Annotated in this window: 18 protein-coding genes and 1 pseudogene; 10 read left to right on the forward strand and 9 right to left on the reverse strand. The window is 44.0% G+C overall.

Features of this window, described 5'->3' with window-relative positions:
• Positions 1 to 66: 66 nt before the first annotated feature.
• Both pta and BAU14_RS01975 read right to left on the reverse strand, forming a co-directional pair.
• Entirely contained in the window at positions 67 to 1,053 is a 987-nt protein-coding gene (pta, locus tag BAU14_RS01970; RefSeq protein ID WP_161898403.1) for a phosphate acetyltransferase, read from the reverse strand.
• Between the two features lie 225 nt (positions 1,054 to 1,278).
• Complete coding sequence (locus BAU14_RS01975) at positions 1,279 to 1,968, reverse strand: uracil-DNA glycosylase (protein ID WP_161898404.1); 690 nt, start codon at positions 1,966 to 1,968, stop codon at positions 1,279 to 1,281.
• 246 nt (positions 1,969 to 2,214) lie between these two features.
• Between BAU14_RS01975 and BAU14_RS01980 the strand changes: the two genes are divergently transcribed.
• The 3 genes from BAU14_RS01980 to BAU14_RS01990 all read left to right on the forward strand — a co-directional run bounded on the left by BAU14_RS01980 (position 2,215) and on the right by BAU14_RS01990 (position 4,499).
• The gene (locus BAU14_RS01980) at positions 2,215 to 3,084 is read left to right on the forward strand and encodes a Cof-type HAD-IIB family hydrolase (protein ID WP_161898405.1); all 870 of its coding nucleotides are present in this window, start codon (positions 2,215 to 2,217) and stop codon (positions 3,082 to 3,084) included.
• Positions 3,085 to 3,148: 64 nt separating this feature from the next.
• Entirely contained in the window at positions 3,149 to 3,667 is a 519-nt protein-coding gene (locus BAU14_RS01985; protein ID WP_161898406.1) for an LURP-one-related/scramblase family protein, read from the forward strand.
• 466 nt (positions 3,668 to 4,133) lie between these two features.
• The gene (locus tag BAU14_RS01990) at positions 4,134 to 4,499 is read left to right on the forward strand and encodes a hypothetical protein (RefSeq protein ID WP_161898407.1); all 366 of its coding nucleotides are present in this window, start codon (positions 4,134 to 4,136) and stop codon (positions 4,497 to 4,499) included.
• A 214-nt stretch (positions 4,500 to 4,713) separates the two neighbouring features.
• Here BAU14_RS01990 and BAU14_RS01995 read toward each other — a convergent pair whose 3' ends face one another.
• Positions 4,714 to 5,277, reverse strand: coding sequence for a GNAT family N-acetyltransferase (locus BAU14_RS01995; protein ID WP_161898408.1), 564 nt, complete (start codon positions 5,275 to 5,277; stop codon positions 4,714 to 4,716).
• A gap of 185 nt (positions 5,278 to 5,462) precedes the next feature.
• On the opposite strand from BAU14_RS01995, the gene nrdI reads away from it, so the two are divergent.
• Positions 5,463 to 5,915, forward strand: a complete 453-nt coding sequence (nrdI, locus tag BAU14_RS02000) for a class Ib ribonucleoside-diphosphate reductase assembly flavoprotein NrdI (RefSeq protein ID WP_161898421.1) — start codon at positions 5,463 to 5,465, stop codon at positions 5,913 to 5,915.
• Between the two features lie 154 nt (positions 5,916 to 6,069).
• Here nrdI and BAU14_RS02005 read toward each other — a convergent pair whose 3' ends face one another.
• Complete coding sequence (locus BAU14_RS02005) at positions 6,070 to 7,032, reverse strand: TDT family transporter (protein WP_161898409.1); 963 nt, start codon at positions 7,030 to 7,032, stop codon at positions 6,070 to 6,072.
• 198 nt (positions 7,033 to 7,230) lie between these two features.
• Here BAU14_RS02005 and BAU14_RS02010 point away from each other — a divergent pair, with 198 nt between their 5' ends.
• Together BAU14_RS02010 and BAU14_RS02015 are read left to right on the forward strand one after the other, a co-directional pair.
• Positions 7,231 to 8,055, forward strand: a complete 825-nt coding sequence (locus BAU14_RS02010) for a LysR family transcriptional regulator (RefSeq protein ID WP_161898410.1) — start codon at positions 7,231 to 7,233, stop codon at positions 8,053 to 8,055.
• A gap of 17 nt (positions 8,056 to 8,072) precedes the next feature.
• A complete protein-coding gene (locus BAU14_RS02015) occupies positions 8,073 to 9,722 on the forward strand; it encodes a MutS-related protein (protein ID WP_161898411.1) in 1,650 nt (549 codons plus the stop codon).
• Between the two features lie 387 nt (positions 9,723 to 10,109).
• Here BAU14_RS02015 and BAU14_RS02020 read toward each other — a convergent pair whose 3' ends face one another.
• Positions 10,110 to 10,700 carry a peptidylprolyl isomerase gene (locus BAU14_RS02020; RefSeq protein ID WP_161898412.1) on the reverse strand — a complete coding sequence of 197 codons (591 nt, stop codon included), beginning with the start codon at positions 10,698 to 10,700 and terminating at the stop codon, positions 10,110 to 10,112.
• Between the two features lie 306 nt (positions 10,701 to 11,006).
• On the opposite strand from BAU14_RS02020, the gene BAU14_RS02025 reads away from it, so the two are divergent.
• Both BAU14_RS02025 and BAU14_RS02030 read left to right on the forward strand, forming a co-directional pair.
• Positions 11,007 to 12,005: an NAD(P)/FAD-dependent oxidoreductase gene (locus BAU14_RS02025; RefSeq protein ID WP_161898413.1), complete on the forward strand. Its 999-nt coding sequence runs from the start codon at positions 11,007 to 11,009 to the stop codon at positions 12,003 to 12,005.
• A 257-nt stretch (positions 12,006 to 12,262) separates the two neighbouring features.
• Positions 12,263 to 12,772, forward strand: a complete 510-nt coding sequence (locus BAU14_RS02030) for a phosphatidylglycerophosphatase A (RefSeq protein ID WP_161898414.1) — start codon at positions 12,263 to 12,265, stop codon at positions 12,770 to 12,772.
• Positions 12,773 to 13,211: 439 nt separating this feature from the next.
• Here BAU14_RS02030 and BAU14_RS02035 read toward each other — a convergent pair whose 3' ends face one another.
• The 4 genes and pseudogenes from BAU14_RS02035 to BAU14_RS02050 form a co-directional block, all read right to left on the reverse strand.
• Positions 13,212 to 13,928 (reverse strand): TIGR01906 family membrane protein, encoded by a 717-nt coding sequence (locus BAU14_RS02035; RefSeq protein ID WP_161898415.1) that lies wholly within the window; start codon positions 13,926 to 13,928, stop codon positions 13,212 to 13,214.
• Positions 13,925 to 14,695 (reverse strand): TIGR01457 family HAD-type hydrolase, encoded by a 771-nt coding sequence (locus BAU14_RS02040; RefSeq protein WP_161898416.1) that lies wholly within the window; start codon positions 14,693 to 14,695, stop codon positions 13,925 to 13,927. The genes BAU14_RS02035 and BAU14_RS02040 overlap by 4 nt, the downstream gene beginning before the upstream one ends.
• 389 nt (positions 14,696 to 15,084) lie before the next feature.
• Positions 15,085 to 15,537, reverse strand: a pseudogene (locus BAU14_RS14320) (YutD family protein); the annotation flags it as partial.
• A gap of 195 nt (positions 15,538 to 15,732) precedes the next feature.
• The gene (locus tag BAU14_RS02050) at positions 15,733 to 17,115 is read right to left on the reverse strand and encodes a bifunctional metallophosphatase/5'-nucleotidase (RefSeq protein ID WP_161898418.1); all 1,383 of its coding nucleotides are present in this window, start codon (positions 17,113 to 17,115) and stop codon (positions 15,733 to 15,735) included.
• A 207-nt stretch (positions 17,116 to 17,322) separates the two neighbouring features.
• Here BAU14_RS02050 and BAU14_RS02055 point away from each other — a divergent pair, with 207 nt between their 5' ends.
• Together BAU14_RS02055 and BAU14_RS02060 are read left to right on the forward strand one after the other, a co-directional pair.
• On the forward strand, positions 17,323 to 17,610 hold the full coding sequence (locus tag BAU14_RS02055; protein ID WP_161898419.1) for a hypothetical protein: 288 nt from the start codon (positions 17,323 to 17,325) through the stop codon (positions 17,608 to 17,610).
• 119 nt (positions 17,611 to 17,729) lie between these two features.
• Positions 17,730 to 18,239 carry an FUSC family protein gene (locus tag BAU14_RS02060; protein ID WP_161898420.1) on the forward strand — a complete coding sequence of 170 codons (510 nt, stop codon included), beginning with the start codon at positions 17,730 to 17,732 and terminating at the stop codon, positions 18,237 to 18,239.
• Positions 18,240 to 18,562 lie beyond the last annotated feature (323 nt).

Below are 18,562 nucleotides of genomic sequence, written 5' to 3' on the forward strand. Positions count from 1 at the left end.
AAATATTGTAGAACCCAAAAAGACCGCAGCCGACACGAATACCGACTGCGATCTTTCAGTTAAAAATTATTTTTCGTTGCTCAAGGCTTGTGCTGCAGTAATAATGGACAGTTTGTAAACATCCTCTTCATTGGCACCACGAGACAAGTCAGAAACTGGTTGATTCAAGCCTTGTAAGATAGGTCCAATCGCTTCAAAGCCACCGAAACGTTGGGCAATCTTGTAGCCGATATTTCCGGATTGCAAATCTGGAAAGACAAAGACTGTTGCTTTTCCGGCTACTGGTGATTCAGGTGCTTTCAAGGCACCGACGGCAGCCACATAAGCAGCATCAAATTGAAGTTCACCATCGATCAAATAATCCGGCGCCAATTCTTGTGCAATTTTAGTTGCCTCTGCTACTTTGTCAACTTCTGGTGCTTTCGCAGAACCTTTCGTAGAGAAGCTCAACATAGCCACTTTAGGATCAATATCAAACAATTCTGCTGTTTTAGCGGAATCTACGGCAATCTCAGCCAATTCTTGCGCATTAGGGTTCACATTGATTGCGCAATCAGAGAACAGGTATTTTTCTTGGTCGCGACCACGAACCATCAAAAACGCACCGCTTGTCCGGCTGACACCTGGTTTGGTTTTAATGATTTGCAGTGCTGGACGAACGGTATCGCCAGTTGAGTGAACCGCACCAGAAACCATACCATCAGTAATGCCCATATAAGTCAACATCGTACCGAAATAGTTGACATCTTTTAAGATCTCGCGGGCTTGTTCTTCTGTCGCTTTGCCTTTGCGTCGTTCGACAAAAGCCGCTACCATTTCATCGAATTTGGCATAATCGTTTGGATCCAGGATCTCAAAGTTGTCAACAGACACACCGCGGTCTTCTGCAGCTGCTTTGACTTCTGCAACGTTACCGATCAGGATTGGTTCTACCAGACCATCTGCTTTTAAGCGAGCGACTGCACCTAAAATGCGTGGTTCAGTCCCTTCCGGAAATGCGATGCGGATTTTTTTGTCATAGATCTTGGACTTCAAACTTTCAAATAATTCCACTTGAGTACCCTCCATTTGGTTAATAGCCGTGGCTGATAATTAGTCACTGGCAAGGCACAAAAACATAGAAAAGCTGTGAATCAGTGCCTGATATTTTCCATTTCATCATACACTATTCCTTTTAAAAAGAACAGTTTCAATTTGCTGTTACATAAAAAAAGCTTTATCTTCGTTACGTTTTTCACATAGTTCGGTCATTATGATATAACAGTCTTAACTATTGTATCACACAGGTTCCGGAACTTGTGGTAGTTGCCAATTCACCGGTGTTTCTCCAAACTGCACTAATGCAGCATTCGCTTTGGAAAAAGGCTGCGAGCCGAAAAATCCTCGGTACGCTGACAAGGGGCTAGGATGGGGTGCCATAATTACGGCATGTTTTTTTCGATCAATCATTTTGAGCTTTTCTTGCGCTGGTTTGCCCCAAAGAATAAAGACCATCGGCTGCTCCCGTTGATTCAAGACTTCAATGATTTTGTCAGTCAGCTGCTCCCAACCTTGACCACGATGGGAATAAGCTTGTCCTTCCCGCACAGTCAATACAGTGTTTAACAGCAAAACGCCTTGTTGGGCCCACGAAACCAGATTACCATGCGCGACTGGCGGATAACCTAAATCATCCTCTAACTCTTTATAAATGTTTTGTAGTGAGGGCGGGACTTTGACTCCAGGCTGCACTGAAAAAGACAATCCATGCGCCTGATTTACTCCATGATACGGGTCTTGCCCCAAGATTACGACTTTGACTTTCTCATAGGGAGTTAGTTCCAACGCCGAAAAAATATGATACATGTCCGGATGGATTCGTTGACTGCTGTATTCCTGTTTAAGAAACTCCCGCAGTTTTAAGTAATAGGGCTTTGTGAATTCTTCTGACAAGATCTCCTGCCAACTGTTATGAATAATGGTCTTCACTGTTTTATCCTCTCCACTTACTGCCTGCCGCGTGCTTTTGTTAGTCCGCTGTAGCAAACAAATCTTAAAAAAGTGCGGCCAGCTGTTTTGTCAGCATTATTGTACGTCATTTTGGCTGTTTTGTCTTGGCTTGACCAAACAATCCAACTGTCAGTCATTCCGTATTTTGTGGTAAACTGATGACAGAGAGGTCTTGGGTCTGAGGATTCTCCCAAGCCGAAACGAAGCAGAAAATGAGGAAATGACATGATCAAATTAATCGCCTCCGACATGGACGGCACCTTACTGGACAATAGTATGCAAATTTCAGATGAAAATACAGCTGCCATCAGAGAAGCACAAGCCCGCGGCATCGAGTTCATCGTTGCCACTGGACGCAATCGTCCCGAAGCACTTCCTGCGTTAAAAGCAGCCGGCATCACCTGTGCTATGGTGACATTGAACGGTGCGCACGTTTTCGACGAAGAAGGAAACTCACTTTTTACCGTTCCTATTGAGTATCAAAAAGCGAGCGCCATTTTGGATCTGTTAGAAGAACGACAAATTTATTATGAAGTCTTTACCGATCAAGGGCTCTATTCCGAAAGTCGTGAAGAGCGGATTGAATTGTTTGCTGAACACATTGCAGAAATGATGCCCCATCTAACTCGCAAGATGGCCATTGCCATGACTGCTGCTCAGCTGGAGCAATTGCCAATCCATTATGTATCAGACATTCGCACTGCTATTCAAGACAAGGGACTGCAAGTCTTAAAATTGATTTGCTTTCATAAAGAAGGCCCCGCTGTATTGGGTCCCGTGGCTGCAGATATCGACGGTTATGGGGATTTGGTAGTTACCTCTTCAGGTACCAACAATATCGAAATCAACCACAAAAATGCACAAAAAGGAATTGCAGTTGCACATATTGCCAAAGATCGCGGCATCGACTTAAAAGATGTCATGACGATTGGTGACAATCTGAATGATGTCAGCATGATCCAATTGGCAGGAGTCAGTTTTGCGATGGGTAATGCCCACCTTGAGTTAAAAGAATACGCCAAATACCTCACCGACTCTTATTTAGAATCTGGTGTTGGTAAAGCAATCCGTCGCGCGATTGCAGAAGATCTTTAATCGTGCCTTCAATAACAAGTCTCTGACAGTCGCAGTAAACAATCGGTAAAGGAGGCCATCGGCAATGTCGGAATTTTTCATTCAAGACAAACAACTCTCCAGTGTCACACGGACGATTGTGAAAAATGAAGCCGGAAAGTCTCTGTTTCTGCTGGTGGGCCGCTGGGGAACTAAAGGAGACGCTCTCTCCTTATATGCCATGGACGGACAGTTAGTCGCCAGTATCAAGCAGGTAAGTTTTACTTTTGGTACTCGCTTTGAGATCTACGAAGATTTCAAAAAAGTCGGCACCTTGCAAAAGATTTTCAACTGGCCGGGAGATTTTTACTATATTCAACAGCTTCACTGGACAGTCCAAGGAGATATTTACAATCATCGCTACAGTATCCATCACTTTAATCAGACTGTGATGACCATGGATAAGGCTTCTCTTTTAACAGGTGATTACTATGTCTTAGATGTTTCTGACGATCGAGACGCCCCCTTGTGTATCTGTATTGCTGCTGTAATGGACTACTGGTTGTACAACCGTAAAAAAGATGCCAATCGTAACCTCAATTGGCATTTTCTGCCTAGTAATTGATCAAAAAAGGGCCCGATGTACTGCACAACTGTTTTTTTCACGCCACCTGCCTGTCAAAGGCAGGTGTTTTTTTGCCCCCTGACATGCCTCAAAAAGATTCTTGTCGCGATTTCCTACCCAAAAAAGCAGTTGGTATAGCCCATGTTGTTATTGAACTAATACAAAGCATCCGAGCATTCTCCCCCTCCATCTGAAAACAGCTGCAATCCCCAATAAAACGGTATATACTAAAAATATTTTTGGATGAAATTTGTTATCTCTATTTTTTCATAAAGTTCTTGGACAACAACGAATTTTCTGAATCTTTAATCTTACATAAATAGCGGTATACAAACTATACAACCGCTTTCATATGCGTTACAATATGGATGTGAAAATGGTTAAAGAGAGAACGGAAAAACAGGAGCCGTTGTTCTCTTTGCCTCAAACCTACATATCACATCAATTTATTGAGGAGGCCTTATCCATGGAACCAACAGAATATCAAAAGAAAGCTGAACGTAGTAAAACCGCATTGACAAAAGCCGAGTTCAATCCGCAAGATCCGGTATCTGCTTACTACATCCCCGCAATTGCTATCGGCGGTGAAGAAGTATTGCCAGATTACGGCGTGACTGAATTCGATCAAGGCAATGCCGCGTTTCTTTGCGGCCTGATTGGTCTGGTCGTGGGGGTAGTGATGTTTTCTTTTGTATTCCCGCTGATGCGCTTTATCAGCCCCGAATTTTATGACTCATTGCTTTACCTATTCACCAGTGTCGCATTGTCTTGGTATGCCGGTGAAAAAGTCGGCCATACACTGTGCGACCATTACTACCGCACCCACCATTAAGAGGAAAAACAGGACCTCGAAAAAGGCTGCGGCAAGGGCCATGTTCCTTTTGACAAAGGGAATACTACCAAACATGAACCAACAAAAGACGGCGACCTTCCATTAAATAAGTGGAAGATTGCCGTCTTTTACTTTTTAGAAATCCAAAGGCTGACTAACCTTTCTACTGCTATTGTCTACGTGTGTTTCCGGGGGCGACTTCATTCTTTAAAGCTCAGAGCTTTCGTTGCATGTGTTCATAGTCATGACCACTAATCACGGTATCGGCTACCGTTTCATAGCCCATTCTGGTATATAGCCGTTTTGCACCTGGATTTTGTCGATCCACCGACAGTCCAATCACTTCTTCGCCGTCACGTTGGGCGATTTGAGGTAGTGCTTCTAGCAATTGAGTCCCCACACCATGTCCTCGAAAAGCTGGCGAAACACTGATGGTATCTAAGTACCATTCTCCCGGCAGCGTCTCCGGATCAGTGAATAGTTTTTCCTCAGGATCAAGGCCCAGCGTTGTCAAAATCTGCTTCAAAGGTTTGTCGATTTGAGCTTCTGCTTTATCCGAATAGCCAAAAGCCACGCCGGCAACCTGCCCATCGATTTCAGCCACTAAAGCGCGTCGATAGCTGTAGCGATAATCTTCTGTCACGATTCCTGCTTCTAACACCGCTAGCGTTTGTTCGTCTCCATAACGAGCCACAAATGGCAATTCCATGTCTTTCAAGATCACTAGGATCAGCGGCGCGATTTCGTGAGCGTCTTTTTTTTCTGCATAGCGAATCATGTTATCCCTCTTCTTTAAAAAATTCCGAAACAAGTTGTTCGGTCACCTCTTCAGCATAACATCCTTGTTATTAAGAGCAAGCAACTTGCTCAATGTTGAGCAGAAAAACGTGTCTTGTAAATCTGAAATGCTATAATCAGAAGTTGAAAGAGATTTTTCAACCCATACAGGAGGCCCAAGCTATGATTAAGATTCTTTACATCTCTATCTCCGGCAATACTCGCTCTTTTGTTAAACGATTGCAGGAATATGCTGCTAACGAACATGCTACTAATTCAGCGGCACCACTAATCGAATTGACAGAGATCGATGACAATACATTACCTGAAGAAGAAGCCGTTCCTTTCTTTGTCTTCGTCCCTACTTATCTGGAAGGCGGCAACGGTGTCGATAACGGTGACCAAGAAATTTTAACCGAAAGCCTGCGAGAATACATCGACTATCAGGAAAATGCCGCCCACTGTCTAGGTATTGTCGGTAGCGGTAATAAAAACTTTAACCGCCAGTACTGTCTGACAGCTAAACAATACGCCGTGCAATTCAACACTAGCCTGTTAGCAGACTATGAACTGCGCGGAACTAACCAAGACGTCAAACAAATCTATGAAATTCTTAAAGAGCGGGCTGCCCAATCGTGAGGCAGCTCATAATTTCAACTTGGCAAGTCTTTTGCGCTCTGATAAATTGAACAAAAAAAGCTGGAAGCCAATTTCCACTGGCTTTCAGCTTTTTGATATTCAACCTGTATCACTTATTTGTTCTCCACCAGCGAGGAAGCGCAACGCTACTTTTTTAGTTCAGTTCCATAGCTTGTCGCCGCAAATCCACAACTGCTTTGCGCAAGAAGTTAAGATAATGACCTAAAACAAATAAGACTACAGCCCCGGCAATCACTGTTTCAACTCCTGACAAAACCCTCAGCCAGTCGGCAGCATAACCTGATTCTGCAAAAAAATGTGCAGCTTCTGTCGCAGCAAAAGCCGAGATTACCAAAGGAAAGGTGAAAGCTGCATAGCTGGGATAAAATGGTAATGAAAATAGTTTAATGATTCGCGTCCAAATGAAGCCATACAACACTTGAGACAGCACCAAAAGCAATAGGACTAAGCTAAATTGCGGATGGTCAAAGGCTTTCAAGTAGCCGGTCAATTCCAATGAACCGGGGGCCGCGATAATCGTGATCAATGGCAGGGTTGGATCAGGCATATTTTGTACTTTAAAAACCCGATAGATGATGAAGGGCAGCAGCACTAGATAAGTAAACAGACCAATCCAAAAATTTACCTGTCCCACAACAGGGGAAAAGCTGCCACTCGTCACAGCCACCACACCCAGTCCCACGTAAACGATAAACCAACTAGGATACAGATGTTCCCATTTTACCGATGGCTTGATCAAAAAGCGGAAGGTAAAGAGAGCCATCAAGCCATAGTGAATCAAAATCACGACAAACCACAGATATTTTACATAAGACGCAATAGCATCAATCTGTAACAAATAGGTGCATAAAACCATGAGTGCCATCGTAAATGTCGGTGCCACTGAAGCTACTATTGGATCTTCCAAGCCTTTTTTAGCGTGACTAAAGGTTAATACCACCTTTGCCAAAACCAACACCATCAGTAGCCCTGCGCAGATTCCCATGCCATTTCCCAACGCCAAATAGCCGTATCCCTTGACCAGATTGCCCAGTGATGCCAGTCCCAAAATCAATCCACACATGGGGATCGGAACGATTTTCAGAAATTCTTTCATGTAATTCTCTCCTTTTGTTTTCATAATTAGACAAAAATAAGCAGCCTTGCTTCAACATATATAACTGATTGTTTTTTGAAACAAGTCCAGTATAGTCCCTCACTAACTTTTTGAGAAATAAATAGTTTAAATAAAAACTATTTAGAAATATAATAGTTGTAGCTAACAATCACCCATTACTAACTAAGGAGGACGTCCATGTTTCAATTATTGAAAACCTTCGTCACTGTTTATGAAATCCGTAATTTTACGCAGGCAGCGCAACAGTTGTTTTTATCTCAACCCACCATCTCCTTACAGATCAAAAAGTTGGAAGAACAACTACAGACCAGCCTGTTCATCCGCAGTGGCAAACAAGAAATCCAGCCCACCGAAGAAGCTGACTTCTTTTATCCCCGAGCTCTACAGATTTTGGAAACCTGGCAAGATACAACGGCCCGGCTACAAGAAAAAGAAAACTTTCGAGAACACTGTACGATTGCTTGTTCCCACACTTGTGGTGTTTATTTCGTTCCCGCAATCGTTGCTTATTTGATCCACCACCATCCTCACGTGGATTTTTCGCTGCAGTTGATGAATTCTGAAGAGGTGGTGCATCAATTGGAGCAAAACAAAGCTGATATCGGTTTTATCGAAAAAGCGGTCCGCAGTGAATTGCTAACTCAGAAAGCCATTTACCAAGACCAGCTCGTCTTAGCAGGAGATCCCCAGTCTGCCTATTGGTTGTTGCGGGAAAATGATTCCGGTTTGCGTTTTGCCAATGAAAACTACCTGAAACGCCACAATTTGAATCCCCACCTCGTCCATGTGAACAACAATGAAATGCTGCTGTCTTTGTTAAGCCAAGGAGTGGGTCAGGCCATCATTTCCAACTTGTCGGTGCGAGAAGACCTCTCTTGGCAAGAGCTGCCTGAAGAAAATCAGCGATATTTCTATTTAATGACCCCAAAGCAGCGGTTTCGAGATATAATAAAACACATCTTGACCAGTATCGACGAATATCTGGCAGAAAAACCATCATAGTTGGGAGCATCAGGGATATGAAAGAACTGCAATTTGCGGTTATCGTTATCATAGGGATTATTTTATTATTGATTGCCTTGGACCTTTACAGCCGGCAGAAGCTGCGGCAGACGGTGCGTTATCGCTGGGGACGGCAACCTCACCAAACACGCTTAGACAAAGAAGAAAGCCTCAAGAAAGCTTGGCAAATTGAAAAAAGCTTCCGACAGTCAGACTCCGAAGTGGATGATCTGACTTGGTATGATCTGGACATGTTTGCCATCTTTGATCTGATCAATGCCACGAACTCCAGCGTTGGATCAGAAGCCTTGTATCAGCGCTTGCGCAACTTTGATCTGGGACAAGCGGATAAGACCGAGGACTTGATTCGCTACTATCAGGAAAACCCGCAAATTCGGGAAAATATCCAGTATTTGTTTGCCCGCCTCGGTAAACAAGACAATAATTTCACTAAAGATTATTTAGCCAATGGTGTCAAAAAAGAATTGGGGAATTTTTGGCTCTTTGTCCTTTTGGGCTGCTTGCCGATTATCGGAATCTTGCTTTTGATCTTCGGTCAGCTTATCGGTATCGGCGTGCTTTTAGGTGCCATGGTCATCAATGTGATCTATTATATGATGAAAAAAAATGAGTTGGAAACTGAGCTCAACAGTATGCGTTACTTGGTGCAAACTATTGCTCTGGCAGAAAAAATCGCCAAACAACCGATTCCCGACCAAGGGGCAATCAAAGAAAATCTAAAGCCTTTAAAAGGGATTGCTTCCTGGGGTTTTTCTTTCCGTCCCAAAGGTGCTTCTGAAATGGAGTTAATCATGGACTATCTGAATATGATGTTTATGATCCCTTTTATCGCTTATAATTTCGTGTTGAAAAAGCTCGCCCACCATTCACAACACGCGATCAACCTCTGGGAACTTTTGGGGAATCAAGAAGTTGCGATTGCCGTCTTAAATTTCCGTACCTACATGCCCCTCAGCTGTATTCCGGAATTTCGCGAAGGGGCAGTCACCGCTGAATCGGTGTATCATCCACTGGTAAACGGAGCCATTGTCAATCCGGTAGACTGGCAGAAAAACACGCTGATTACCGGCTCCAATGCCTCTGGGAAGTCCACTTATGTCAAGGCCATCGCTATCAGTTGTATCCTGTCTCAAACCATCAATACCGCTGTTGCGGAAAGTTTCACTCTGCAAGCGGGTCATGTCATTACCTCCATGGCTGTCGAGGACAATATTTTTGAAGGGGACAGCTACTTCATCGCCGAGACCAAATCCATCAAGCGGTTACTGGATTTAGTCGCTACCGATGTCCGCTGCTACTGTTTCATTGACGAAATCTTAAAAGGAACTAATACGGTAGAGCGGATTGCCGCTTCTTCCAGTGTCGTGGCTTGGATTGCAGAACATCCCAGTCTGGCCTTTGTGGCAACTCATGATATCGAGCTGACTGAGATTTTGAAAAACAAATGTGCCAACCGCCATTTTGAAGAGACAGTAACTGATGAAGATGGTGTGACCTTCAGTTACAAAGTGAAAGACGGTCCAGCAGTCAGCCGCAATGCCATCGCTTTGTTGAAAGTTTTGAAATATCCACAAGCGATAGTCACCAATGCGCAAAATGAAGCTGCCTATTTCGACAAAGAACGCAGCTGGCAAGTGCTGGATTAGCTAGCTCCTACAAATCAAATCCCACTTTTTTGGCCGACGATTCTCTTCTGATCGTCGGCCTTACTTATCGCCAAACAAGAAAGTCTGCCCGCAATCATTTCTGAATAGTACCTACTAAACAGTTCAACCTCTGAAACAAGAAGATAGTTGCGACTATTACTGTATCTAAGAAACCTGACTATCGCTCAAAGAAAAGCAAATGATATGGACTTGGCTTGATAAAATCAAGATTAGTCAGCCTTTGAAATTTTTAACAACAAAAAGACAAGTGCCTTCCACTATTTTTCAATGGAAGTTACTTGTCTTTTCCTCACCTATGGTAATGTTTGTTTCAAAAGAGAATGACAGAACTGGTGTCACGGTCTCTTCAATTTGCCAAATGACAAATTAATCTTCTAAGAGCTCGATGCCTTCGATGACTACATCATGTACCGGACGATCTTGTGGGCCCCGTTGTACGTTTTGAATCTCATCAACGACATCCATGCCTTCAATCACATGGCCAAAAACAGTATGACGGAAGTCCAACCAAGGTGTCCCGCCTTCTTTGTAAGCTTCGATAACTTCAGAAGGATAACCTGCACCTTCCAGCTGTCCCAACATATTTCCAGGAACGTTTTGGTTGGAAACGATGAAGAACTGGCTGCCGTTAGTATTAGGGCCGGCATTCGCCATTGACAATGCGCCGCGAACATTGAAAAGTTCTTTTGAAAATTCATCTTCAAAAGTACCACCAAATGCGCTTTCGCCCCCCATACCAGTACCGGTAGGATCGCCACCTTGAATCATGAAATCAGGAATCACTCGGTGGAAAATCACACCATCGTAGTATCCTTTTTTGACTAGGGTTTCAAAGTTTTCAACTGTGCGAGGTGCCAATTCCGGAAACAGCTGCACCAAAATATTGCCGCGATTGGTTTTGATCAGCGCTTTGTGGCCAGTTTGTTCTTTTAATGAAAGTTGTGGAAATTGAGACATGACTGTCACTCCTTTTGATAGGGATATAGATTTTGTTAAGAAAGGGTTACTGACAAATATGGTGAAAAGGCACATCTTGTCCCAATTTTTCACCAGCATCCTTCTCTTTCAATTAATATGATAGCAGAAAACTGTTCGTTTGCCACTTGGTTTGTTATAATGCCAGTTAGCGACTGAGAACTATTCTCACTCAACGACTTTCTTGCCGTTGCTTCTGCTGATTAAAAGCTGACGGGACTATTTTTGACAGAAATAGTTGTCAGTCGAATTGGTACTTACTTATTTTAAAGAATGCGAGGAATTTGCATGGACATATATGATATTACTATTGTTGGGGCGGGACCTGCGGGGATGTTTGCCGGTTTTTATGCCGGCATGCGCCAAGCAAAAACTAAGATCATCGACAGCCTGCCGCAATTGGGGGGACAATTGGCTGCACTTTATCCGGAAAAGATGATCTATGATATCCCCGGTTATGAACAGATTAAAGCTGGGGATCTGGTAGCTAATTTGAAACGTCAACTAGCCACCTTCTCCCACAGTTACGCATTGGAACAAAAGGTCACGACTATCCAAACAGCACCTGATGGTTTGATCACTCTAACTACTGACAAGGAGACCCACTATACCCGCTCGCTGGTTTTGGCATTGGGAAATGGCTCTTTTGCTCCGCGGCAACTGAAACTTGCGGAAGCAGAGAAGTTTGAAGGCCACGGCATCGATTATTTCGTAACTGATGTGATGGCCTATGCTGGCAAAAAAGTCGTGATTGCCGGTGGTGGTGACTCAGCCCTGGATTGGGCACTGATGCTGGCACCAGTCGCAGCTTCGGTGACAATCGTCCATCGTCGGGATACTTTCCGCGGCCATGAACACACCCTGGAGCAAGTCAAAGCACATCCGGAAATCACCATCGCTACCCCTTATGTCATCAGCGCCCTCTCTGGTGAAGAAGACTTATCCGCCTTGACCATCACACATCCCAAAACTGGTGAGAGCCAAAACTTATCTTGTGATCGGTTGCTGGTGAGCTACGGTTTTACGACTGATCTCGACCTTAGTAACTGGCAGCTTGAAGGGGACCGGCGAGGCATTGCGGTGGCTTCTGACATGAGTACCTCCCTTCCTGGTGTCTATGCCTGTGGTGACATTGTTTCCTATCAGGGTAAAGTTAAGCTCATTGCTGCCGGCTTTGGCGAAGCACCTACCGCGGTCAACAATGCGCTTTACTATTTGAACCCTGCCAACCGGTTGCATCCAGGACATTCCACCAGCCTGTTTGCCCAACTACCAGATTCAAATTGAAAAACAACGAATCATAGATAAAACCGGCTCGCAGCAGTTTGCAAGCCGGTTTATCAAAACATTTTTTAGTTCGTTTATTGTGAGCCATTATTTTTCAAAAGAAATGAAATGTGTTACCATAAACAGGTGTAAGTGTTTGCAGTTTTGCTGCGGGGATACTAGAAACTTCCCTGTTGCCAAAAATAATTTAAACGGAGCACCCTGTGTAAAAGCCCTCATACCTCTTTGCTCCGACTCAAGATTTGGAGGAATCAACTATGGTAATTGAAACAAAAACACTGGAAGAAAAAGCCCGGGAGCTATTAACCAGCCGTGGTGTGACCTTAAAAGACATCGGTGAACTGGTTTACTTCCTACAAAAAGACTATATCAAAGACATCACAATTGAAGAATGTATCGAGTCTGTGGACGCTGTCTTAACCAAACGAGAAGTTCACAACACCATTTTGACAGGAATTCAGCTGGATATCTTGGCAGAAAAGGGCGAATTGTTGGCCCCACTACAAGAAATCGTAGCTGAAGATGAAGGACTCTACGGCATTGATGAAATTCTTGCTCTTTCCATCGTCAACGTTTACGGCACGATTGGCTTCACCAACTATGGTTATATCGACAAAGTTAAACCGGGGATTCTAGCTGACCTAAACAGTCACGACGGCAAAAACGTTCATACTTTTCTCGATGATATCGTCGGTGCCATCGCAGCGGCGGCAGCTAGTCGTCTAGCTCACTCCCATCCCGCAAAATCCCGTTACATCGTACAATAATCATCTGCTTCAAGGAGCTTACAGACAGTGCTTTTTCAAAAAGGACCTGCTAACATCAGAAAGCTTTTACTCTTCTCAAATTTACAACCAGGAACCCTAAGCTATAAAAAACAGTTGGACTATGACATCAATCATTTCTAAGTGGTGGATGATGCAGGTTTCAACAACAAGGCAAGAATATATAGGTTAGCAAATAATTGCGACAGTTCCTGTCTCAAAATCGTAGAAGAAACACTACCATCCGTGTAAAGAGAAGTGAATTAGGCTGACTTCCCTTGATGAAATCAAGGTTAGTTAGCGTTTGAAATTTTTTAACAATGAAAAGCCGACGATCTTCCACTGATTTTAATGGAAGATCGTCGGCTTTTGAGGTCTCACGTTTGCTATTGTCCGCTTCGGAGGAGGTTGGCTAGACGATTCTCACAGCCCCATCACTTTTTTATCTTTTAAGGGAGCGTCGGCCGATGATTACCATTACCAAAAAGAACAGCTCAAGCAATAGGAAGGCCAAAATAAAACAATGCATAAAATACGCTTCCGGCAGCACGTTAATGATTGGATCAGTCGCAGGATCGAACAACCAGTCGTCATTGGCAAAAAATAGTTCATGAAATTTCACAAAGAAAGTATCAAAACCCACTGCCATAAGCGCGCCTAAGACCACTGGTAACCCCATGCCCCACTGAAAGGGTCGGACCAATTTATACAAACGGGCACTCTTTTGCAAATGCCGCAGATAAAAAATGGCTGGCAGGATGGTGACTAATAACACCCCATAATCCAATAGAAACAACTTTTTGACATCCACAAAATGGCCTCTTCCAGCTGCCGACATAGGAAAGTCCGGTAATGCCAATGTCTGGTTGAATGGATTGTTCAAAAAAGCCATCAACTGATCGAAGTTTTTCAACAGCGTTTCTTTGCTCATGTCCACCCAGTCAAGGATATTCAAATGGCTGATATCAAACACATATAACGGTCGAAAATTGATGGTGATTGCGATTGCCAAGGAAATCAGCGCTAAAAACAAACTAGTCAATCCCAATAGTTCTAGGATTCGCCGCTTACCGGGAGAAAGCGGTCTTTTTTCAAGAATTAAAGAGTCTTGTTCTTGTGCACTAGCGGTTTCTTGACGTGTTTCACCTGCCCTTTTCATCGGTCAAAATTCCATTCGTCCAATGAATCCACTACGTAAGTCGGCGGAATTGGTAGTCCCGGCACGGCGTCTTTCGGTGTGAAGCCGGAAAGCACCAATAGCGAATCAATGCCATTATCAATTCCTGAGCGAATATCGGTCTCGTAGTTGTCCCCCACCATCAGAACCTGTTCTTTCGGCAGCCCCAAGTGTGCCACTGCTTTATCCATAATAACTGCCTGCGGTTTACCGATATAGACAGGTTTAGTCTGGGTGGCAGTTTCCACAAAGCTGATCAAAGAACCTGCGCCTGGCAACAAGCCACGTTCAGTCGGAATGTTTTTGTCCGGGTTGGTGCCAATAAAAGTTGCTCCTCGTTGAATTGCCAATGTCGCTGTCACCACTTTTTCGTAGGTGACTTCAGTATCTAATCCAACCACGACATAATCCGGATTGAGCTCTTCCCAGACAAAGCCGGCAGCCAAAATCAAGTCGATGAGACCGGCTTCTCCGATAACAAAGACTTTTTTTCCACGGCCATCATCTTTCATATAGTCGATTGTCGCCAAACTGGCTGTATAAATCGTTTCAGCAGCAACATGAATATCAAAGACCTCTGCTAAACGCTTTTGAACAGTTTCTGGTGCGCGGGTCGTATTGTTAGTGACAAATAGAAAAGGCAGTTGCCGCTGTTGCAAAGCCTCCACAAACCGTTTGCCGGCTGGGATTGGCTCGCTGCCTCGATAGATTGTTCCGTCTAAATCAATCAAATAGCCTGTATACTTCACGTTATCTACTCTTCCCGTTTTCTAATAGTATAGCCACCCTTTTTGCCACCTTTACTAGCGGCGGGTTGGCTTTTATTTGCAGCTGTCTCAGGTTGTTTCTCCTGACGACTCTTGATTACTGGTTTACGCTTTTTAGCCAGTGGCTCCCGGCGTTCTTCGATATGGGCTTGTCCTTCAGATTGCGGGTTACGACGTTTCTTCTGATCCGCGTTGCCACCTTTGTTGCGGGTATTGTTCTGGCTGTTGCTGCGATTGCTTCGGCGGCGATCCCGGCTGTTGCGATTTTGGCTGTTGCCAGAAGTTTGACCGCTATTTTTTTCGCCAGGTTCCATTCCGGTCTCGCTTGCTTGAAAAGCTGCTTCTTGAGAATCATAGTCCTCTCTGCCTGTCCGTTTGCGACGACGACGGTTGGAAGTCTTCTCCCGCTTACCGCCGATTCGTTTAATAACAAAATAGGCACAACCAAAGTTACAGAATTCATATAAATAGTCTTCCAATGTATCAATTCGCTGCTCTGGCAAAGCTTTACGGTCGTCTGCCTCAAAAAAGCCCTTCAAACGGAGTTGCTCATATCCCCAGTCCCCAACGATATAATCGTAACGAGCCAATACATCACTGAAGCGCTCCCCCAATTTTTCCGCATTGAAGCCTTCTCGATGATCAGCCACCAGCTTGTATTCCCGTTCCCCAATCATGAGGTCGGTTTCGTTTAAAATCGTTACAGGCTCTCCTTTGAGCGGTTTGACAGCTTCTGTATCCTCTGTTGCAACTTCTTCCAAAACCTGTGTCAGCTCTTCTGAAAGGCTCTTCTCTTTTTGTTCTTCCTGTTTGTTACTGGTCATTTTTCCACCACCTGTAGATTATCCAAAAGCCGCCGTCAGCTATCAGCTACCCGAACAAATCAAGTGGCTTACTGTATTCACGACGGCTGTCATTTGTCTGCTGAAGTATGTTGAAAATTGGCGTTCAACAGTGCTTGGAATCACTGGTATCGCCTTTTTTCAAAAATCATACCTGCCCTCCATTATACCTTGTTTTCAGGTCAATGGATAGTGACTGTGCAAATAGCTGGCCACCACCGAGCGAATGAATTCAGGAAACAAAAATTCATAGCGGCCCATGATCTCGATTGTGGGAAAGAAGGGAACAAACATAAAATGATCGACTGTAGTGAAGGTATATTCTCGCAGGGGATCCAGCGGACGTCCTAGCCAAAAGACTTGATGGTTCACTCGGTCATATTCAATGCCTGCATAGACGATTTCACCGAAAATTTTTCCCCGAAAACCCATTCCTAAAATAGGAAACCGGCGCAAGAAACCGCGGTTTTTCTCCATTTCCAACACCATTCGTTCAACATCAGAGCCCTTTAATGTTACTCGAATCAAATGCATCGGATGAGGCAATGCCTGATGAAGCATATCCTGATCGACTTTTCCGTTAGCCAGAGGAGTCAAAAACAAGCCACTGTTCAACACTGCCACCTCTGTTTGCCCCCGAACTTTGACTGCCTCTAAAGCTGTCTTGATAAAGGGAAATTCATCTTCTGGACCCAGGGTCAACGGATGGGATAAAACAGCCACCTCTTGACTCCGCAATAATCGGTGGCCTTCCTCAAGATAGCCGTTAATCTCTTCTTCATCTTCGGGAAAGACTGTCAAATCAGCGGTAGCAATCGTCCGTGCCTTGGTAGCAGTAAGTTGATGGTTCTCGTCCACGTAAAGACGCACCTCGCCAATGTATTGACCAAATTTTCCAGCGGCAGCTAATTGGACCCCATTCTCCATCTTCCCTTCCGGAAACAGATGATGGGTGTGGGAACCCAAAATCACATCAACGGCAGGCAGCTGCTGAGCAATTTCTACATCATCCACTACCCCCAAGTGGCTCATCAAAACCAACACATCCACTTCTTTTTTCAATCGCGCGGTTAACTGTGGCAGGATTTCCATTGGATTGCGGATATCCCAACCATTGGGTGCATAAGTCAGCGGGAAAGGTGCAGTCATAGCGATCAGCCCGACTTTTGTCCCTTGACCTGTGGTAATCACTTTGTAAGGGCGGCACCATTGCGGCAATTGCAAGGTCTTATTGTCATAAAGGTTAGCCAATAAAACGTCAAAGTTGGCTGTGTCGTATAAATGATCCAAGTCTCGCTTGGAGTTGCCGGTTCCTTCATTGTTGCCAATCGTAGCCGCATCGTAGTGTACTTGATTCATCAGGCGAATATTTGCTTGCCCATTGGTTGCCTCTGTCAAAGGATGCCAACGGTCCACAAAATCTCCCAAATCTACTGTGATAACACTATTGCCTTTTTCTTTGATCTCTCGCTGCCGCTGATCTATATAACGACGGATTTTTGGCCAGTTTTCCAAATGTGAATGCAGATCATTGGTATGAATCAATGTGATTTTTTCCATATTTTTCCCTCGTTTCTTCCCCTTCAGTCTAACATAAACAGCTAAATTTTCCCTCGATTGGTGTCGCTAGCTATTCGTGTCATATCATTTTCAACTCTTGGTAATCAGTGTTACACTTCTAACGAAGGACTGTTAGAAAAAGCTGCTCCCACAGTGACCTGACTTATAGGGACAGTCTACAAACACAATTAGAATAGGAGCGTGCGTATGATGTTGGAAAAACTGCGTAAGGAATGGGAAAAACATTTTGCCAAGAATCATAATTTAGAAGAATTAAAAAATCGCCCTACCAATAATAATGGTCAGTTCATTCAAGAAGACGGCCAAGTTATCGAAGTTTGGGAACATCCAAATGTAGACGCCTTAAATCAGATGATCACAAAGGACTGGAAACGTTTTTTAACTGAATCAGATATCTATCAACAGCTTTCAGAAGAAGAACAGATTGAATTGAAAGTTAACGGCCCCTCCTACTCCGATTACAGTGGGGATTGACAGCCAATAGTTCCACTCGTTATACTAAATAGAGTTGCAGCAGCGGGCTTGCGGGTCCACTGCTCTTTTTTTGTAAGAGAAAGTTTATGTTTAAATAGTAAAAAGAAGGGATGACAGCCATGGAAATTTTGGGCCTGCGTTTTGGCTTTCGCAATATCAAGACTGGGGTCAGTGTCTTTATCTGTATCCTGCTGAGCTTTCTGTTACAGCGAGAAACTTATGTCGTTGCCTGTATCACAGCTGTTTTCACCTTGCGAGAAGACCATATCAACACATTGCGCTATGGCAAACACCGCATCATGGGGAATACATTCGGTGCACTGGCTTCTATGCTTTGTATTTTTATCTTTCATACATTTGGTCAAGGCCAATTGGTTCAACTCATCGCCATTCCCCTTGTAATCATGCTGATTATCGCCTTGCTCGCCCACTTTGATTATCATGAGGGAACAGTGGGTGCGTGTGCCACCTTATTGACCATTCTCTTTATGATTCCACCTCATGAATCTTATTTTTACGCCTTTAATCGGGTCTTGGACAGTTTCATCGGAATGTTCATCGCTATTCTCGTGAATCGCCTCCTCCCTTCACGCTGTTCCGATACGGATGCCGCTTCGTCTTCCTCTTGACTGATTGATGCTTGATTAACGCTCCACCGCTAAGTGGTAAATAGCAAAGGTTTCATCAACTAAGCAAGAGATACATGCTACAAAATAGTTGCGATAATCCTTGTGACAAAGTCAACAGAAGGCGCATTACCATACGTATAGAGAGAAAAAGTAAATAACTTGAAAAGAGAAGGCACTTCTACTGTTTTTAATGGAAGTGCCTTCTCTTTTGTTTGTGGCTCACATTTGGTAGTTTCCGTTTTGGAGGACGATGATTAGACGATTTTTCAAAATAAGGACAACAAAAAACCGTTACGTATTCTCGTAACGGTTCAACTTGCGTG

This window comes from Candidatus Enterococcus leclercqii (genome assembly GCF_009933135.1).
GTDB classification, from domain to species: domain Bacteria; phylum Bacillota; class Bacilli; order Lactobacillales; family Enterococcaceae; genus Enterococcus_C; species Enterococcus_C leclercqii.

What these genes read in the sequence shown, in the direction of transcription:
- BAU14_RS01980 (WP_161898405.1), top strand. Translation starts at nt 2,215, where the DNA reads ATGATCAAATTAATCGCCTCCGACATGGACGGCACCTTACTGGACAAT.
- BAU14_RS01985 (WP_161898406.1), top strand. Translation starts at nt 3,149, where the DNA reads ATGTCGGAATTTTTCATTCAAGACAAACAACTCTCCAGTGTCACACGG.
- BAU14_RS01990 (WP_161898407.1), top strand. Translation starts at nt 4,134, where the DNA reads ATGGAACCAACAGAATATCAAAAGAAAGCTGAACGTAGTAAAACCGCA.
- BAU14_RS01995 (WP_161898408.1), bottom strand. Translation starts at nt 5,277, where the DNA reads ATGATTCGCTATGCAGAAAAAAAAGACGCTCACGAAATCGCGCCGCTG.
- BAU14_RS02005 (WP_161898409.1), bottom strand. Translation starts at nt 7,032, where the DNA reads ATGAAAGAATTTCTGAAAATCGTTCCGATCCCCATGTGTGGATTGATT.
- BAU14_RS02010 (WP_161898410.1), top strand. Translation starts at nt 7,231, where the DNA reads ATGTTTCAATTATTGAAAACCTTCGTCACTGTTTATGAAATCCGTAAT.
- BAU14_RS02015 (WP_161898411.1), top strand. Translation starts at nt 8,073, where the DNA reads ATGAAAGAACTGCAATTTGCGGTTATCGTTATCATAGGGATTATTTTA.
- BAU14_RS02020 (WP_161898412.1), bottom strand. Translation starts at nt 10,700, where the DNA reads ATGTCTCAATTTCCACAACTTTCATTAAAAGAACAAACTGGCCACAAA.
- BAU14_RS02025 (WP_161898413.1), top strand. Translation starts at nt 11,007, where the DNA reads ATGGACATATATGATATTACTATTGTTGGGGCGGGACCTGCGGGGATG.
- BAU14_RS02030 (WP_161898414.1), top strand. Translation starts at nt 12,263, where the DNA reads ATGGTAATTGAAACAAAAACACTGGAAGAAAAAGCCCGGGAGCTATTA.
- BAU14_RS02035 (WP_161898415.1), bottom strand. Translation starts at nt 13,928, where the DNA reads ATGAAAAGGGCAGGTGAAACACGTCAAGAAACCGCTAGTGCACAAGAA.
- BAU14_RS02050 (WP_161898418.1), bottom strand. Translation starts at nt 17,115, where the DNA reads ATGGAAAAAATCACATTGATTCATACCAATGATCTGCATTCACATTTG.
- BAU14_RS02055 (WP_161898419.1), top strand. Translation starts at nt 17,323, where the DNA reads ATGATGTTGGAAAAACTGCGTAAGGAATGGGAAAAACATTTTGCCAAG.
- BAU14_RS02060 (WP_161898420.1), top strand. Translation starts at nt 17,730, where the DNA reads ATGGAAATTTTGGGCCTGCGTTTTGGCTTTCGCAATATCAAGACTGGG.